The following is a 17124-nucleotide window of genomic DNA, read 5'->3' as shown; positions in this document are numbered from 1 at the left end:
GACGGTGTGGCTGCGATGTCCGACAAGCTCGTGCCTTTTTGCTCGAGTTGAGCTATTGTTCTCGAACTTCGCAGATCCGTCCAGACCGAGGTCGGGCAAAAGTCCCCAAAATGTGCGCAACCGAACGGAGACACGTCCTTTCTCCTGAGATGCAGCCCGACGGATAATCATGCCGGAGAATAAGCCAGGTTCTGAAACGACAGATGGCTTGAAGCACTGGCTCGAGGAGGCCGGCCTCGGCCAATACGCCGATCTTTTCATCCAGCACCGCATCGGCCTCGATGTCATCCCCGATCTAACCGAAGAAGATCTGGCGAAGCTTGGTCTGCCGATGGGCGATCGCAGGCGCCTGCAGCGCGCGATAGGCTCGCTCGTCCCGATCGCACCGAGCAATCCGGTAGCGGATCGCAGCGTCCCGCCGAGAACGGGCAACGCCGCCGAGCGGCGCCAGCTCACCGCCATGTTCTGCGACATGGTCGGCTCCACCTCGCTCTCCGAGCAGTTCGATCCCGAGGATGTGCGCGACATCATCGGCCGTTTCAGGGAGACCTGCGTCCGGATCGTGAAGCATTATGACGGCTTCGCCGCACGCTATATCGGCGACGCCATCCTGATCTATTTTGGCTACCCGCACGCGCATGAAGACGACGCCGAGCGTGCGGTGCGCGCCGGGCTTGAGATCGTCGAGGCGCTGTCATCGGCGCAGGGCGGCGAGCAGCGAGCGGCGTCCAGCTATACGCCTGCGGTTCGGATCGGAATTGCGACCGGCCTTGCCGTCGTCGGAGATCTGATCGGGCAGAGCACCGAGGAGCGCGATTCCGCCGTCGGCGAAACGCTGAACCTTGCCGCCCGGCTGCAGCCGCTTGCCCCCGTCAATGGGGTGGTCATCGCGTCCTCGACGCAATCGCTGTTGAGGGGAAAGTTCGACTACCAGAACCTCGGCATTCACGCGCTCAAGGGGATATCCGAAAAAGTCCAGGCCTGGCGCGTGGTCCGCCGCGCGCGCACGGAAACACGCTTCGCCGCGGCAATGGGTCCGAGATTGACGCCGCTGGTCAACCGGGAGGAAGAAATCGCCCTGCTGATGCGACGCTGGCAACAGGCCAAGCGGGGTCATGGCCAGGTCGTGCTGCTGTCGGGCGAGCCCGGAATCGGCAAGTCGCGGGTTTTCCAGGAGATTCACGAGCGGATCGCGGGCGAGCACCATGGACAGTTGTCGTTCCAGTGTTCTCCCTATTACACCGGCACCGCGTTCTATCCGTTTATCGAGCAGTTCAAATTCGCGATCGGACTCGATCGCGAAGGCTCTTCGGTGCTGGCGCTTTCAAGCCTCGAAGCGGCCGTGATCGCCGCAAAGGGCAATGTGCAGCAGGTGGTGCCGATCTTTGCTGCGCTGCTGTCGATCTCGACCGGCGACCGGCACGCGCTGCCGGAGCTTTCGCCACAGCAGCACAAGGATGTGACGGTCGCCGCGCTGGTGAACCATCTGGTCGGGCTCGCGCGCGACCAGCCATTGATGATCGCCTTGGAGGATGCCCACTGGATCGATCCGACCTCGCGGGAGGTGCTCGACCTCTTGGTGGAGAGGGCTCAGAACGCGGCCATTCTCGTGATCGTCACCTGCCGCCCGGAATTCAAGCCGAGCTGGAATGCGCATCGCCACATCACGGCATTGACGCTCAACCGGCTCAGCCGGCAACTGCGGACGACGTTGGTCGAGCGGGTCGCAGGCCGGCGGGAACTGCCGAGGGAAGTGGTCGAGGAGATCATCGTCAGGACCGATGGCGTGCCGCTATTCCTGGAAGAGCTGACCAAGGCGGTCATCGAATCCAACCTGCTCACCGAGCGGCATGGGCGCTACGTCTTCACCGGACCATGGCGCCAGCTCTCGATCCCGGCCACCCTGACCGACTCGCTGATGGCGCGCCTCGATCGCATGGGGCCGTTCAAGAAGATCGCCCAGATCGGAGCCACGATCGGCCGCGAGTTCTCCTACGAGATCCTTCGCGCGGTCGCCGAAGCGCCGGCGGAGCAGATCGAGGCAGCGCTTGATCATCTCGAGCAAGCGGGATTGATCGTTTGCCGCGGTCATCCGCCGGATGCGATCTATGCCTTCAAGCATGTGATGATCCAGGACGCGGCGCATTCGAGCCTCCTGCACAGCGAAAGACGAAGGCTGCATTCGCGGATCGCTGAGGTGATTGCGGATCTCTATCCCGAACGTACCGAGCGCGAGCCCGAGCTTTTCGCCTATCACCTGACCGAATCCGGCCAGGCCGAACCTGCCGTTGGTTTCTGGCTGAAGGCGGGCAGGCAGTCCGCAAAGGCAGGCGCCAATCTGGAAGCGATCAGCCATCTCCGGCGCGGCCTCGGCGTCACCCAAAGCCATCCCAAGATGATGCGACGCGACGAAATGGAGCTGGAGCTTCGCACCGCGCTGGGCAACGCCTTGATCGCCGCCAAGGGCTACGCCGCGCAGGAGGTCGAGGAAAACTACGCCGAGGCGCTCGAGCTCGGCCGCCAGCTTGACGATGAGGCAAATGTGTTCGCGGCGACCCGCGGGCTTTGGGTGTACCATTTCATCCGCGCCGATCTGAAGCGCGCGCATGATCTCAGCGTCGAACTCGTGCAGTTCGCGAAGCGCGTACGCCCGAACGCAACCGCGCAATCGATGCAGCAGCATGCCGGATATCTGATCGAGGCCCACAGGTCGATCGCCATGACCATGCTCTATCGCGGGCGATTTGCGGCTTCACACTATCATCTGCAGCGCTGCATGGAGCTCTACACGCCCGAATTGCACGGCGAACTGACCGAACGGCACGGTATCGATCCTGGCGTCGTGTCGCTGTCCTATCTCGGATATCTCCAGTGGTTTCTCGGCCGTCCCGATGCGGCGCGCCAGCACACCGAGGATGCGATCGTCAACGCCGAACAGCTGCGTCATCCGTTCACGCTCGCCTTTGCCCTCGAGTTCGGCGCCTATCTTTGCCAGCACCTGCGCGATGTCGAGGGCACCATGAACTATTCCGACCGCGCCATGGTGGTCTCGTCGGATCATGGCTTCCAGCACTGGAAGCAGCAGGCAGGCATTCTGCGCGCATGGGCGATGGTCGAACTCGGCGATATCGACGAAGGGCTGAAGCAGATGCGGGTGGGACTGGAGGGCTATGAAGCCATGGAGGCCTGGCTGGCGACCTGCTGGTTCAGGAGCCTGCTCGCGACTGCCTATGCGAAAGTCGGCCGGCTGGAAGCGGCACTGCGAACGCTGGACGGCGCCCTCGCGGTTGCGAGGCGCACCGGTGACCATTTCTTCCTCGCCGAGGTCTATCGCCTGCAGGGTGAAACGACCTTTGCCCAAGGCGGGCTCGCTGTGGCCGACGACGTCGAGGAGCTGTTCCGCCGCTCGATCGAGCTGGCCCGCCAGCAGAGCGCGCTTGCATGGGAATTGCGATCGGTCGTCAGCCTGGCACGCCTTTGGCGCGATGCCGGCAGGCGCGAGCAGGCCGTCGAACTGCTCGTGCCTGTTGCGGCGCAGTTCGCGGAAGGCTTCCTTACGCCGGACCTGAAGGACGCGTGGAATCTGATGGAGGAACTCGGCGCGAATCCGTCAAGGCAGCATCCATGGGCCAACCAGACAGGGCTACACCAGGCGGGATGAGCGATCTGGCAGCGGCAAGACGACGCTACGCGCAAGCGATCCGGCAACGCGAGCAGATTTCGTCGGCGCGCCTGCTGCGGGCTTTCGCCACGGTGCCACGCGAGCACTTTGCGGGCGACGGCCCCTGGCGGATCCGCCGCGAGGTCGGACGTGGCTACAGCTCCACGGCCGATGCGGATCCCGTTCATCTCTATGACGACGTGCTGGTGGCGATCGATGAACGGCGCAAGCTCGACACCGGACTGCCGAGCCTGTGGGCGCACTTCTTCGATATCCTCGACATCAGGGAAAAAGAGCGCGTGGTGCAGATCGGCTGCGGGCTCGGCTATTATTCGGCGATCCTGTCCAGGATCGTCGGCGCGCAAGGCATGGTCCTTGCCATCGACTGTAACAAGACATTGGCCGACCGTGCCGCCGCCAATCTCCGCCGATACAACAACGTCGAAGTAGTCCACGGTGACGGCTGCAACGACGTGAGCGGCCCGGCCGATGTGATCATCGTCCATGCCGGCTTCAATCATCCGCATCCGCTGTGGATTGAATCGCTCCGCCGCGGCGGCCGCCTGCTGGTCCCGCTGACCAAGCGGGGCCGGGCCGGCATCGTCATCAAGATCACCCGCCTCGCCCGCTGCTATCAAGCCGAAGTCGTCAGGGGCATCAGGATCATCCCAGGCAAAGGCCGAGGCGGAACCGCGCTCGACGAGCGCGTGACGGACTGGTGGCAACGCGCCGTCGCCCTCGCACCGCTGCGGTTTCAAAGCATCGAACAGGGACTGCCGTCTGAGCGGAAACCGCGACCTACTTAGAGCGTGATGACGTTTCTTCGAATCGTCTCACGCTGCCCACTTTTCCGGATCATGCTCTGACGACTTCCGACGTAGCGCAACTGGGAGCAGGTCACCCTCTGCACGCCAAGCCGACCGTCCCGCGCATAGCGGACGTCATCTGGATCGCTTCTCGATCTTCCTCAAAGCAGCGCAGCATTCATCGCGCCAAGCGCTGACGAGCGCCGGCTGAGCCGACGCGAGAGTCAGGGCGATCGGGCGTTTCCAAGAGCCAGGAACAGCGTCTGTTGCCACCGATCGCTTTCGATTTGATCGAGCACGGCAAGATCGAGCATCGGCCGCAAGGCACTGCCTTTCGGCAGCACGATCGCATATCGCTCGCTGCTGAAGCTGGTATCGACGACTCGGATCGAGCCTGAGAAGTCGTTACGAACGATCCAGGCCAGCAGCGGCTTGTCATGGACGAAGGCATCGATCTGACCGCGGCTCAGTGCGGACAGGCCGCTTTGAGCATCTGGAAATGCTCGGAACGAAAGCTGCTGGCGCATGAGGTAGTCGCTTGTCGGAGAGTTCGCGACGGCGCCGACGCGCACGGATCGCAGGTCGTTGAAGCTGTGGACTGCGCCTTGCAGTTCCCTGCGCGTGAGGGTGGAGGTGATGCCGGCGGTGAACACGGCTATCGCGATCACGGAAGCGATCATCCACCCGGTCGCGACGATCCGCCCGGGAAGCGTTGCCGGTGCATTCGCTGCGGCTCCGGCCTGCGTCATGGCAATGGTCGACCACCAGAAGCTGGAGCCGAGCCCCTTGGCGCCCCCGCCGAAATGTTCCGTCTTGCGCCGCTCCAGCAGCCAAATGATGAACCCCACCGCCATCGCAAAACAAAGCAGCAGACCGACAGCCTGGAAGAAGCCGAAAGAGAGAAGCGCCCGTCCGATCGAGACCCAGGGGCTCTCATTGAGAGACACCGCAATCCCGAGTCCGGTGTTGTAGAAAGGTTGAGTGAAATCGACATCGCGTGCACGTGCAGCAGTCACGGTTACGGCTGCGACGCCGGCGTCGAAGGTGCCTTTCGCGACGCCATCCAACAGATCCTGCACACTCTGCGTCTCAACCAGGCGAAACTTAAGATGCGCCCGATCAGCGATCCGTCTCCAGAGCTCAATGCTGATACCGCCCCAGCTCCCATCCGGCTGCTTCATCGCAAAAGGCGGGGCTTCCTTGGTCGCCACCACCAATTCCTTGTCGGGGGCTATGCCCTGCGCGCGGACCGCGCTGCAGACGAGCGCAAGGATCGCCAGCAATAAAAAAGATATCAGGACCGATCGAAGCGACAAGATCACTGGTGCGCCTTGACGATGCCGACCTCGCCGCTCACCGCAGCAGCGAGGCTGCCTTCTCAAACCGACGAGGTGATCGAGTGAAGTGGCGCGAATTCATTTTCGAACTCCGCTGGATTCGCCTTGCTTCTCCCGCCCCCGAATGTCGGAACCCAAGAAGATCCGCGCAAACCCGACTGCGCAATTCTTACTAGAATGATGGCAATTTGGCGCGCCGCTCGGAACAAATTATCGGGGATCCGTCATCGACGCCCTCTTTCGCCAAGGGTCAAATGGGTCACCGTCGCCGCGAGATTGACGCCGATCGCGCGCTCGACGGAAAGCGGCTGCAGGACGACGCTTCGGCGCGATCCGCCGATCAGGGCGTTGGCGCCAAAGCCGGGTCCCAGCGCAACATTGGCGCTGGCCCCCACATAGCTGCCGCGCATGGTGCCGGGCCCAATCCGCGAGTTCTTGGCAAACACGGCCCAGGATAGAACGCCACTTCCGGTGACGCCGAGGTCAAGACCGACACGCCTTATTCGCCCAGCGTAAATATAGCGCTGCGACGAACCTCTCCGGTAGAATACGCAACGCAGCGACTGCGTCGATCCAACAAGGAAGCCGATCCGCGGGCTGCTGGAACACAACAGCCGACCGACCCTGAATATCTCGCCTTGCGCGGGCGTTGCGACGGCGGAAATTGAAGCGAAAACGCACAAGGCGCCAAGCAACCGTATCGTCTGCATCTCAGGCCTCGACTTGATCTTCGGTGTTGTGAGGTGCGGCCGCGCGGCCATAGCTAAGCCAGAACGTCATGCCGATGCCGACCAGGAATACGGCGGCAAGAAGGAAAAAGATCACCGACTGCTTCAGCCAGGAGAGCGCCGGAACTGCGGCACCCATGGCGATGCCAAGGAAGCAGATCTGGGGGGACAAAAGGCTAAGGCCGGCGAGGAAGGTGCCGAGCGCCAATAAGGTCAGAAGCACCAGGCTGGTAGCCGGCGTGGGGAGCAGCTGTTGAACGCCGGAGACAAGCATGATGTTCATCGTCACCAGAACGGCCACCCAATGAAGCGCCTGGGTCCAGATCAACCGAAACTGAGCCTGCTTGCTGCCGAGCTCGGGCCATTTGGTCACGACGCAGACCACAGCGACGGCAAGCGCCAGGAACTCCCAATAACCTACAAGCGGCTGATGCGAGATATTGGTATAGGCGACGCCTGCGATGGCGAGCACGAGTGCGACGACATAGGGTAACCGCCGCCATAGAAGATCGGCTCTTCCCGAACCGGTCGAGGCAGGCGCGCCCTCGCTCCGCTGCCCGTTAGTCTCGCTCATCGAACATCCACCGCTGTCGGATTCGTTCCTGTACTGCGTTTGGATCAGTCATCGATCGCTCAAATTACATGAACGGATTGCGCCCGTCGTGCCACACAATCGGCCGGCCAGCGGTTCAGTTGCCCGACGACCGCCCTGCAGGTGCATGGGTGCGAACCCGCCTGCTGCCGAAATGCGGATGCCGTCCGCCGCGGTGGCGCCAGTGGCGATGCTTGTGTGGGTTCATATTTGTATTCGGTGTTGCGCTCTTTTGCGCAGCCGCGCCCTGGTCAGTCGATTGGGCCACGGACAGGCTTGGCGGCGCTGCGATGGCTGCAACTACGCCGACGATCAGAGCGCCGACCACGAGTCGGATGTTCATGCACGCCTCCATATTCCCATCGGCGATAGTGCAAGCGCTAAGGGCGGCAAGGAATGCGGGATGCCGGCAGCCGATGACTACGATCCTATCGTCGACTTTGCCGCGCGCACATCCGGGATTCTATGTAGGAGCGGGCGGCAGAAACTGCGGATCACGGCCATGCTGCGCGACGTCCGATATCAAGAGGCGAGCCGCCTGAAAGCAATATCGCGTCCGCTTCGACAAGTGGCGACGAGCGGCGGCCCCAGTGAATAAGGCATCTCCTCCAGCGACAACGCCCTGCGCCGAAGCAGCGTAGTTCCCGCCCCCCGAATATCGGGTGATTATCTGATATCCTGCATCGGGCCATCACCATAGGCTTGACTATCCCGTGCTGGGCGCGGTCGAGAGGAGGCAAGCCATGTCAAACTATGACCAGGATACAGTCACCTCCGGTGCGATTAGCAGCGATGCCATCGCGGTCGATGTCGGCCTCCGCAACTACATGCTGCGCATCTACAACTACATGGCCGCAGGTGTCGGCCTCACTGCTCTTGTCGCCTGGCTGACTTATCAGCTCACCGGTCCGGCATTACTGCAGAATCCGCTGATGTGGATCTTCATCCTGGCGCCGCTGGCCCTGGTGTTCTTCATCAGTTCACGCATCCATACGCTATCGGCGACAACGGCACGTTGGTTGTTCTTTGTCTATGCAGCCCTGGTCGGCGTGTCACTCTCGACCTTGCTCCACATCTACACAAGTTCCTCGATCACACGCGTGTTCTTCATCGCCGCCGCAACGTTCGGAGCGCTCAGCATCCTTGGGTACACCACCAGGCGCGACCTGTCCGGACTGGGCACCTTCCTGTTCATGGGCTTGATTGGCGTCATCATCGCGAGCGTGGTCAACCTGTTCCTGCGCTCGACCGGACTTGACTGGCTGATCTCGATCGTGGGCGTCGGCATCTTTGCCGGCCTGACTGCCTATGATACGCAGCGCATCAAGGCGATGTACGACTCTGGGGACGATGAAACTTCCGCAGGCCGCAAGTCGGTACTCGCCGCGTTGTCGCTCTACCTCAATTTCATCAACCTGTTCATGATGATGCTGCGCCTTGCGGGCACTCGTCGTTAAAGCGTTTCTCCGGAGCTTCGGCTCTGATTCAATCAGAACCGAAAGATGCACGAGACGCGAAGGCGATATGCGGTTAGTGCCAATCACGAATGGCAGCGCCTCATTCGCCGCCGTCCCACTCGCGACTGGTGCAGCGCAAGAATTCGCGAGTTCCAATCCAAAGATTGCTCCACGTCAATGGCGCTTTGCTACCTGACGGTGTATGGTGCGGACTGGGTATCCGATCGGGTCAGGGAGATTGGTCGAGGCAAGGGGCGGCTCTCAGCATCGAGAGCCGTGCGGAAGGCGAATGCGTACCGTGAAGCAACATAATGCTCCCACGTGCGGATCGGATCGAACCAATGCACAGGGATGGCCAGGCATTGGCGCAGCAAGCGCGAGCGATCGGCTGTACTGGAAACTAGCCTCCGACCTTCTCTTTGTGGTGCGTCCTTCATGTGAAGGGCGCTTTGTTTATGAAGATATAAACCCGGCGTTCGAATCTCTTGTTGGGATCGCGTCGGAAGACATCCGGGGGATGGCCGTTTGCGACTGCATGGGGAAGCAGGATGCCAGGTCCGTTCACGAGGCGCTTGATGCTTGTCGCGCCGGAGGTGCCGAGGTTCGGATCCGGCATCGGCTCGCGCTCGGGGGATCCCCACGAACTGTCGAGACAATCGTTGCGCCAATCTGCGATCCCATAACGGGCTGCATTGCCACCTTTATCGGTAGCCATCGGATCATGGACGGAGCGTCCTCCCACGACCTTGCAGCCATCTCGGACGGTCGTGCGAGCATGGGCGCCACGCTGGTTTCCATTCAGGAAGACATGCAGCAGCGCATTGCCTCCGACCTCCACGATTCGACCTGCCAGCATTTGATCGCCGCAAGCCTCGGGCTCATGCGGATGCGGAACAGCTTGAGTGAGCCGACCAATGCCGAGCGGCTTTGCGACGATATCGATGCGTCGATCGATCAGGCACTCAAGGAAATTCGGGCCTTTGCCTACCTGCTGCACCCGCAAAATCTGACGGTTGCCGGGCTGAAGGCAGCAATCGAGAGATATGCGGAAGGGTTCGCGGCGCGCACATCGTTGCGAGTCGATGCCAGCATCTCGCCCGAGATCGATCGCGTACCTTACGACACGCAGCGCTCCCTGCTGCGGGTGGTCCAGGAGGCGCTGACGAATGTCTTTCGTCATGCAAGAGCAACGAAAGTCGAGATCGCGATCGAGACGACCGATGACCATTTCCGGCTGAGGGTCGCCGATAATGGGCGCGGCATGCCACTCGACCAGGCGCTCGGCGGCGCGATGGCAGGGCCACCCGGCGTCGGAATTCCCGCAATGAAGGTCAGACTGCAGCAGATCGGAGGTAGCCTCGAAATCCGCTCCGAGCCGGGAACGGGACAGCCCGGCACGACATTATCCGCGGTGTTCCCGCGCGGTCCGGCGACCGAAAAATCGCCGCCGGCCAAGGGCCGCCCCCGCCATCATGGTCCGCGCAAACGGGTTCACTGATCGTACAGCCGAACTCGCCTCGCTGGCGCCGGTCGGGCCTGCGACGCAACACGAGTGGGAGCTAACCCGCCATGAAGCGCTTTCTTATCGCCGACGATCATGAAGCGGTGCGGTCGGGACTACGCGCGGTTCTGGAGCAACGTGCCGACTGGGAAGTCGTTGCTGAGGCGAACGACGGCAGCAAGGCCCTTGCCGAGGCGATCGCAAACCAACCCCATGTCGCGATCGTCGATTTCTCCATGCCGCGCATGACGGGAGTGGAGGTCGCGCGGCGGATCAGGGAGTATCGCCTGCCGACCGAAGTATTGATCTTCACGGTCCACAATTCCAGCCTGCTGGCGCAGGAGGCATTCGAGGCAGGCGCCCGGGCATTCGTATTGAAATCGGATGCCAACAGGCTGTTGTTGGCGGCGGTTGAGTCGCTTCTGGCGCATAAACCATTTTGCACCGATAGCTGTTCGCCTGAATCGAACGAGGTCTCGACCGGAGATCGGGACAGGCTCTCGCCGCGGGAGCGATTGGTTGTCAAGCTGATTGCGGAGGGCTACAGCAACAAAGGCATTGGCGCCATCCTGAACCTCAGCGTCAAAACCGCCGAAGCGCATCGGGCGGCCGCGATGCGCAAGCTGGATATCCACTCGACGGCGGATCTGGTCCGCTACGCGGTTCGCGCCCGCCTGCTGGAAGCATGACACGCCAAAGCATGATCCGGCGCTTGATGTTCCGGCTTGTTCCGCCATGAGCCCGGGAGGCTAAGCTGACCTCAGTATATTTCCCGCGAAATCCGAGGGTTTTGCGGGATAACTGCCGGAAAGCCAATCAGTATGATTCCGACCTCGCTGTCGGCTATCGCTATCGACCGTTCCAGCGCAAGGGAACGACGCCATGAAACGCATCCTGATTGCGGATGATCATGAAGTCGTACGTTCCGGGCTTCGCGCGATCGTTGAAACGCGCTCCAATTGGATTGTAACTGCAGAAGCGCCCGACGGCGAGCAGGCGATCGCATTGGCGCTGGAAACGAGACCGGACGTCATTATCGCCGACTATTCCATGCCCCTCGTAAACGGACTGGAAGTCAGCCGCCGCATCAAGACGCTTCGCCTGCGTTCGGAAGTGTTGATCCTCACCATGCATGAAAGTGAGGAGATTTTGACCGAGGCTCTTCTGACCGGGGTACGTGGCTTCCTGCTCAAATCGGACGCCAGGAAGCATCTCATTTCAGCAATCGAAGCTCTGCTCGACGGCCGACCTTACTTTACCAGCGTCGTGTTGGAGAAATTGCTGACCGACTACCAGCTCAACAAACAGAACAAGTCCAGTGCGCTCCTCACATCGCGGGAGCAGAACGTCGTGCAGTTGATTGCAGAGGGGCATACCAACAAGGCCATCAGCTCCATCTTGAAGCTTAGCGTGAAGACTGTCGAAACCCATCGGGCGTCCGCCATGCGCAAGCTTGGCATGTCATCCACAGCCGAGCTGGTTCGCTATGCGATTCGCAAGAAGCTGGTTGCGCCCTGAGGCGCAGACAATTCGAGCGGCAGTCGTCGCGCCGGGCTACGCAGCGAGTATTGGATCATTGGCTGGAGTTCACACGGCCCCGCCGGTGATATCGCCCGAATGCCACGCGCGGATTGACGGCGCATGTGGCCCCTCGCCCCGACGCCGCGGCCATACATGCCGCCCGCGTGCGGAAGGAGCAATCTCCCGGAATCCCAGTGGTTCGAGATTGCAGGCAATAGGGATAGTCCCGTGCCGTAGCGGGACCAGCTTCGGCAATCCAGATCAAGCCGGCCGCAGATAAGAGTGCCATCAGGTAGCGCATGAGATCACCTCGCTCATTGAGGATATCTCCATAGTGCCGAAGGAGGACGCGCCTGAAAATACATGATTCCCCGGGGCGAGCTTGACAAGATTCCCTAGAGCGCGCCGATCAGGATCGCGCCACCGAATTCTGAAGCCACGACGCGGGTGTCGAGAACAGGCATTACGGGTCCAGACCTTCCGTAGGATGGGTGGAGCCCCATGCTTTTCAAAGATCTCGATGGCAGCGAAGCTGTCACCAACTCGATCAGCGCCGGCTCACGCCCCTCGTGCATCGCGGATCGCCTGCGCGACTTTCGTCGCCTGCGACACCCGTCCGATTCGCGCGCCCGTGACGATCTTTTTTCGGCGCGTGCTCAAGCGCGGCACCATCCCTTCGTTGGCGGTCGATCCGGCGGAGGGATAGGGAATGAAGTCCGCGGCCCGATGCAGCGCGAGAGCCTTTCGAGCCGCTTCGACATTGGCGGTGCGAGCTGCCAGGTTGTGAAGACGCCTGAGCTCGCTGTTCACCCGCTTCAGTGCCGCGGCAAAGACCTGCTTGCGTTGTGATGGACGATCGGCAGTTCCGGGGAAGTTCGCGCCGCGAGGCTGGCCTTTTCCGCGCGTCTCTCGCCGCTTTTGTCGGCCGAGCGTTCGCTCCTTGTCGCGCATCTTGCGCAAGCGGGATCGCATGTCCGCAAGATCAGCCGGCTCGACGTCATAGATGGCGGGATGATGCGTGAGGCGGATCGTCTCGTATTCGTCGTGACTGAGGAGGCTGCGTTCGAGTTTGCATGGGACCGACATTTCCTGTTCCTCCGTTGAATCTGTCGATGCTCACATGAACGGTATCATCCAAGTTTAGCGACGCGTGTGGGTGACATGTGATGCTCGCATAAGGCTGTAGGATTTGCCATCTGCCGTCCCTTCGCCTGTCAGCAACTTTCTGTGTTCGTCATTCAGGTCGCCGCTATCAGCGATCCGCAAAAATGCTGTTGGGTTCTGATCGTTATCGATTTGAGTTTTGCTCCGCCTTGTGCTTCTTTGCGCGCGTCATCGGTGCCCTTTGTAGGGTGAAACGGGAACGCGGTGCGGGAATCTTCCCCAATGCCGCGGCTGCCCCCGCAACTGTAAGCGGACTATTTGCGATCCGGATGCCACTGGGCCTGCCAAGCAGGTTTGGGAAGGCGGATCGCGAGACGACCGCAAGCCAGGAGACCGGCCGTTGACGGGTATCAACTCGTTCGACGGTGGGTCGGCGGAAGGGCATTAATGAACTTGCGGCGTTTTCTTGCCGGGTGTGCGGCCGTTGCTGCGTGCGGTCACACTGGCGCCATGGCCCAATCGGGTCCCGAACAGCTTCCTGCTGTCGTCATCAATCCGGAGGTCCGGTCCAAGCCGGCCCCGAGGAATAGGCAACGGTCTTCAACGACCCATCCTGCGCGCCCGGCGCCCGGTAACGAGGCGCCGGCCGCGACTCCCGAAGTGGTCGTGACTCCCGACCGTACACCGGAGCCGGCGAGCCGGACCGGAAGCTCGGTCAGCGTGGTCACGCACGAAATGCTCGCGACCAGCAATCCGACCTCGCTCGTCGATGCGCTGCGGACCGTGCCGGGACTCGATATCACCGAAAGCGGCGGACCAGGCGCGACGACCAATGTGCGCTTGCGCGGCGCCAATACCGGCCAGACGCTGGTCATGATCGATGGCATCAGGGTCAACGATCCGACCGCCGCCAGCGGCGACTTCGATTTCGCGATGTTCGCCCCGGGCGCGATCCAGCGGATCGAGGTGCTGAAAGGACCGCAGAGCGCGCTCTACGGATCTGACGCGATCGGCGGCGTCGTCAACATCATCACCAAGAAAGGCACCGGTCCGGCACAACTCGACGTCAGCACCGAGGGCGGAAGCTACGGCACGGCGAGCACCAGCGCAGCGCTGACCGGAACCTCTGGGCCGTGGTCCTACGCGTTCACGGGAAGCGGGCAGCACAGCAACGGCTTTTCACGCTACGGCTATCGCATCCCCGCGCTCGAAGCCAAGTATGGCCCGCTCGAGCGCGATGGCTTCGACCGCGTCGGCGGTTCGGCACGCGTCGGCTACGATTCCGGCGAAGGCGTACGCCTGGAGACGGGCATGCTGGCCTCATTCACGCGGTCCGCCTATGATCAGGCCTCCGGAACGTTCCCGGACACGCCGTCGAGCGCGACGCGCCTGCTCGAACAGGTCTGGGGACGCGCGTCGTTCGACACGTTCGGCGGCATTCTCACCCATAGCGTGAGCGCATTTGAGACGCATATCGACCGCTCGTTCGACGACGTCACCTACAAGATCAACAAACTGCCGCAGAACACAACATCCATCCTCTCCAATTTCGTCGGCGACAGCACGGGCCTGGAATATCAGGGCAACCTGAAGGTCGGCCCGCTGGGATCGCTCATCGTCGGATCGCGTGTGCAGCATGAAACGGCGAGCACCTCCACCACCAACCTATTGCCGATTCCTGGAGCGTCGACGCCGCAGCTCGCAGGCACGCAAGACACCAATTCAGTGTTTGCGCTCTGGCAACTGCCGATCGGCGAGCGGCTCAACATCACGATGGGCGGCCGGGTTGACGACGTCGTCGATGTGGCACGGTTCGAGACATGGCGAACCACCGCGGCTTACACGATCGCGGAGACCGGCACCAAGCTGCATGCGAGCGCCGGGACAGGCGCCAAGGCCCCGACGCTCTATCAGCTCTATGCGCCGACCTATGGCAATTCCGCGCTCAGTCCCGAGGAGAGCTTCGGCTACGATGCCGGCATCGACCAAAGCCTGTTCGGAGGCCGCGTTGTGGTTTCGCTGACAGGCTTCGGCAACAGGTTCAGCAACCTGATCGACTTTGTGACCGATCCGGCGCACCCGCTCGGGCACTACGTCAACGTCTCGCGTGCCGAAACCGACGGACTGGAGCTCGGGGTCAACGTCGATATCCTGCCGGGCTACCTGAAATTCAACGCCGCCTATACCTATCTGCAGGCTAAGGATCTCTCGACCGGCCTGACGCTGGCGCGCCGGCCGGAAAACCTGGCGAGATTCTCGTTCCCGATCACACCGATCGAGGGCTGGCTGATCGAGCCACGCGTGCTCGCGGTATCGACGCGCTACAGCGGTTCAAACGAGACGCTACCACTCGCCCCTTACGTCCGCGTCGATCTCTACACTGAATACAAGATCGATGAGACCTGGAAGGTGTACTTGCGCGGCGAGAACATTTTCAACGAGCGTTATCAGGAAGTGTACAACTATGGCACGACCGGACCTGCGGCTTACGCCGGGTTCAGTGCCCACTGGTGAAGCGGATGTGATGATGCGCGCGCGAGGTGCGCTACTTGACCGAACCAAGCGCGCTGGCCAGGCGATCGAGACCATCGTCCGACGCAAGGCCAAATCGCAGCCATTCGCGTGCGCCGTTAAAGCTCCGGCACCAGATGTGGCGTCGGGCCAATTCGGTGTGCAACGTCGGGGCATCGGGATGGGAGGCAAGGCGAAAGAGCGTCGTCCCTCGGACGAGCTGAAGGCCCGCCGCTGTCAGGACCTGATCCAGCTTGCTCGACTGCCGAGCGAGCTTCGCACGCATCGCATCAGCCCAGGATCGATCCCGCAGAGCGGCTGTGCCCACGCAAAGCGCCGGCCCGGAGACCGACCATGGACCCAGCGCCGCGGAGATACGTTCGACGATGTCGCGTCGGCCGATCACGAAGCCAAGGCGAAGTCCGGCGAGCCCATAGAACTTGCCGAAGGAACGCAGTACGAGAATGGGGAGATCGGCGCTCATCGCGGCAGCGCTGATGCCAGGATCGACATCGGCAAAGGCCTCGTCGATAACCAGCCAGCCTCCGCGACGATCGAGCCGTTCGGCAACATGCCGAAGCGCCCTGCGGTCCGCGATACGTCCATCCGGATTGTTGGGATTGACGACGACAGCGTGAATGGCGCGGTCAGGCAGCGCGGAGAGATCATTCAATGCAATAATCTCTCGGCCTCCGCTGCTCCACGCAGCCGAATGCTCGCCATAGGTCGGAGTGACGATCGCGACCGCTCCGGGTCCGGCGAGATGCGGAATCCATTGAATGAGGGTCTGCGTGCCGGCGGCGGCTGCGATGCCTGCATCGTCGGGTACGCCGTAAGCTTCGCGTGCGGCGGCGAGGAGGTCCCGTTCGTCGGCACGCGATGGCAAGCGCGTCCACACACTGTCCGGAATGGAGTGCGGAATCGTCCACGGCCAGGGATTGATTCCGGTCGACAGGTCGAGCCAGTCCGCAGGCTCGCCGCCGTGGTGCGCAATAGCTTCCGTCAGATCACCGCCGTGCTTCATGATCGCTTCATGCCATCAATCGCGCTCCTGCGCGAGACCCTTGTTGGCCTAACGCGGCCGGCGATCGGCGCAACGTTCTTGTTACTCGCAGCACTGTTCGGAGCACATGCAGCCGATCTGCCACGCGTCGCTTCCATCAATGTGTGCACGGACCAACTGCTGCTGGCGCTGGCCGATCCGGGCCAAATTCTCGGCCTCAGTCCCTATTCGCGTGACCCCGCCCGCTCCTGGAACGCGGAAAAGGCCGCAGCCTACCCTCGATTATCGGGCGAAGCAGAAGATGTGCTGATCCTGCAACCGGACGCCGTGGTCGCCGGCAAGTTCACCAAGCGTGCAACACGGGAGTTGCTGAAGGACAAGGGCGTCCGCGTGATCGAATTCGACGCTGCGCGTTCGCTGGAGGACGTCAAGAGCCAGATCCGGCAAATGGGCGAACTGCTGCACCAGAAGGATCGCGCCGCATCCGAGATACGGCGGCTCGACACGGCAATCCAGCACGCGAAGGAGGCGGTATCGCAGCGACCCTATCGCGTGCTGGCTGTGTCGCGGCGCGGCTGGGTCTCGGGTGGCGGCGGCTTGATCAATTCCATGCTGGCCACGATCGGCCTCAAGAACGCGGCGAATGATCTCGGCTACAAGCTTGGAGGTTTTGCGTCGCTGGAGGCGATCGTGAAACTGCGGCCCGATCTGCTCCTTGTATCTGACGGCGGCGACTTCGCGGAGGACGAAGGCGAAGCATTCCTGCTGCATCCTGCATTGGAGCGCTTCTATCCATCGTCGAAACGCCTGGTGATCCCCGAGAAACTGACTGTCTGTGGCGGGCCGATGCTTTCGGAGGCGCTGGAACGCCTCGTCTCCGAACTAAGCCGCGTGGCGCGATGA

Annotated in this window: 16 protein-coding genes and 1 riboswitch; of the genes, 9 read left to right on the top strand and 7 right to left on the bottom strand. The window is 62.0% G+C overall.

Annotation, left to right across the window (positions count from 1 at the left end; all coding sequences use genetic code 11):
- Nucleotides 1-169 precede the first annotated feature (169 nt).
- Both ACZXDY_RS01600 and ACZXDY_RS01595 read left to right on the top strand, forming a co-directional pair.
- Nucleotides 170-3661 (top strand): AAA family ATPase, encoded by a 3492-nt coding sequence (locus ACZXDY_RS01600; RefSeq protein WP_464344191.1) that lies wholly within the window; start codon nt 170-172, stop codon nt 3659-3661.
- Nucleotides 3658-4467, top strand: a complete 810-nt coding sequence (locus ACZXDY_RS01595) for a protein-L-isoaspartate O-methyltransferase family protein (protein WP_464344190.1) — start codon at nt 3658-3660, stop codon at nt 4465-4467. Before ACZXDY_RS01600 ends, ACZXDY_RS01595 begins: the two co-directional genes overlap by 4 nt.
- A 224-nt stretch (nt 4468-4691) precedes the next feature.
- Here ACZXDY_RS01595 and ACZXDY_RS01590 read toward each other — a convergent pair whose 3' ends face one another.
- The 4 genes from ACZXDY_RS01590 to ACZXDY_RS01575 form a co-directional block, all read right to left on the bottom strand.
- Nucleotides 4692-5750 carry a transporter substrate-binding domain-containing protein gene (locus tag ACZXDY_RS01590; RefSeq protein WP_464344189.1) on the bottom strand — a complete coding sequence of 353 codons (1059 nt, stop codon included), beginning with the start codon at nt 5748-5750 and terminating at the stop codon, nt 4692-4694.
- Between the two features lie 278 nt (nt 5751-6028).
- Nucleotides 6029-6514 carry a DUF992 domain-containing protein gene (locus tag ACZXDY_RS01585; protein ID WP_208825423.1) on the bottom strand — a complete coding sequence of 162 codons (486 nt, stop codon included), beginning with the start codon at nt 6512-6514 and terminating at the stop codon, nt 6029-6031.
- A 1-nt stretch (nt 6515) separates the two neighbouring features.
- Nucleotides 6516-7106: a hypothetical protein gene (locus ACZXDY_RS01580; RefSeq protein ID WP_456643668.1), complete on the bottom strand. Its 591-nt coding sequence runs from the start codon at nt 7104-7106 to the stop codon at nt 6516-6518.
- Between the two features lie 115 nt (nt 7107-7221).
- Nucleotides 7222-7467 (bottom strand): hypothetical protein, encoded by a 246-nt coding sequence (locus ACZXDY_RS01575; RefSeq protein ID WP_080663526.1) that lies wholly within the window; start codon nt 7465-7467, stop codon nt 7222-7224.
- Between the two features lie 60 nt (nt 7468-7527).
- Here ACZXDY_RS01575 and ACZXDY_RS01570 point away from each other — a divergent pair, with 60 nt between their 5' ends.
- From ACZXDY_RS01570 to ACZXDY_RS01550, 5 genes are all read left to right on the top strand, one after another.
- Nucleotides 7528-7722: a hypothetical protein gene (locus tag ACZXDY_RS01570; RefSeq protein WP_464344188.1), complete on the top strand. Its 195-nt coding sequence runs from the start codon at nt 7528-7530 to the stop codon at nt 7720-7722.
- Nucleotides 7723-7867: 145 nt separating this feature from the next.
- Complete coding sequence (locus tag ACZXDY_RS01565; RefSeq protein WP_130222894.1) at nt 7868-8581, top strand: Bax inhibitor-1/YccA family protein; 714 nt, start codon at nt 7868-7870, stop codon at nt 8579-8581.
- A 202-nt stretch (nt 8582-8783) separates the two neighbouring features.
- Nucleotides 8784-10079: a sensor histidine kinase gene (locus tag ACZXDY_RS01560; RefSeq protein ID WP_464344187.1), complete on the top strand. Its 1296-nt coding sequence runs from the start codon at nt 8784-8786 to the stop codon at nt 10077-10079.
- A gap of 71 nt (nt 10080-10150) precedes the next feature.
- On the top strand, nt 10151-10771 hold the full coding sequence (locus tag ACZXDY_RS01555; protein ID WP_028161711.1) for a response regulator: 621 nt from the start codon (nt 10151-10153) through the stop codon (nt 10769-10771).
- 193 nt (nt 10772-10964) lie between these two features.
- Nucleotides 10965-11600, top strand: coding sequence for a response regulator transcription factor (locus tag ACZXDY_RS01550; RefSeq protein ID WP_130222900.1), 636 nt, complete (start codon nt 10965-10967; stop codon nt 11598-11600).
- Nucleotides 11601-11655: 55 nt separating this feature from the next.
- On the opposite strand, the gene ACZXDY_RS01545 is transcribed toward ACZXDY_RS01550, so the two are convergent.
- Together ACZXDY_RS01545 and ACZXDY_RS01540 are read right to left on the bottom strand one after the other, a co-directional pair.
- Entirely contained in the window at nt 11656-11892 is a 237-nt protein-coding gene (locus tag ACZXDY_RS01545; protein ID WP_464344394.1) for a DUF3551 domain-containing protein, read from the bottom strand.
- 269 nt (nt 11893-12161) lie between these two features.
- Nucleotides 12162-12689 (bottom strand): hypothetical protein, encoded by a 528-nt coding sequence (locus tag ACZXDY_RS01540; RefSeq protein WP_464344186.1) that lies wholly within the window; start codon nt 12687-12689, stop codon nt 12162-12164.
- Between the two features lie 233 nt (nt 12690-12922).
- A riboswitch (cobalamin riboswitch) is annotated at nt 12923-13123 on the top strand.
- 250 nt (nt 13124-13373) lie between these two features.
- Between ACZXDY_RS01540 and ACZXDY_RS01535 the strand changes: the two genes are divergently transcribed.
- Complete coding sequence (locus ACZXDY_RS01535; RefSeq protein ID WP_464344185.1) at nt 13374-15221, top strand: TonB-dependent receptor plug domain-containing protein; 1848 nt, start codon at nt 13374-13376, stop codon at nt 15219-15221.
- 31 nt (nt 15222-15252) lie between these two features.
- Here the strand turns inward: ACZXDY_RS01535 and cobD are convergent, their stop codons facing one another.
- Complete coding sequence (gene cobD / locus ACZXDY_RS01530; protein ID WP_464344184.1) at nt 15253-16242, bottom strand: threonine-phosphate decarboxylase CobD; 990 nt, start codon at nt 16240-16242, stop codon at nt 15253-15255.
- 9 nt (nt 16243-16251) lie between these two features.
- Here cobD and ACZXDY_RS01525 point away from each other — a divergent pair, with 9 nt between their 5' ends.
- A complete protein-coding gene (locus ACZXDY_RS01525; RefSeq protein WP_464344183.1) occupies nt 16252-17124 on the top strand; it encodes an ABC transporter substrate-binding protein in 873 nt (290 codons plus the stop codon).

Source organism: Bradyrhizobium sp. LeoB3 (assembly GCF_055456055.1).
Note: the sequence above shows the minus strand (reverse complement) of the source record. Positions and strands in the feature narration are given on the sequence as shown.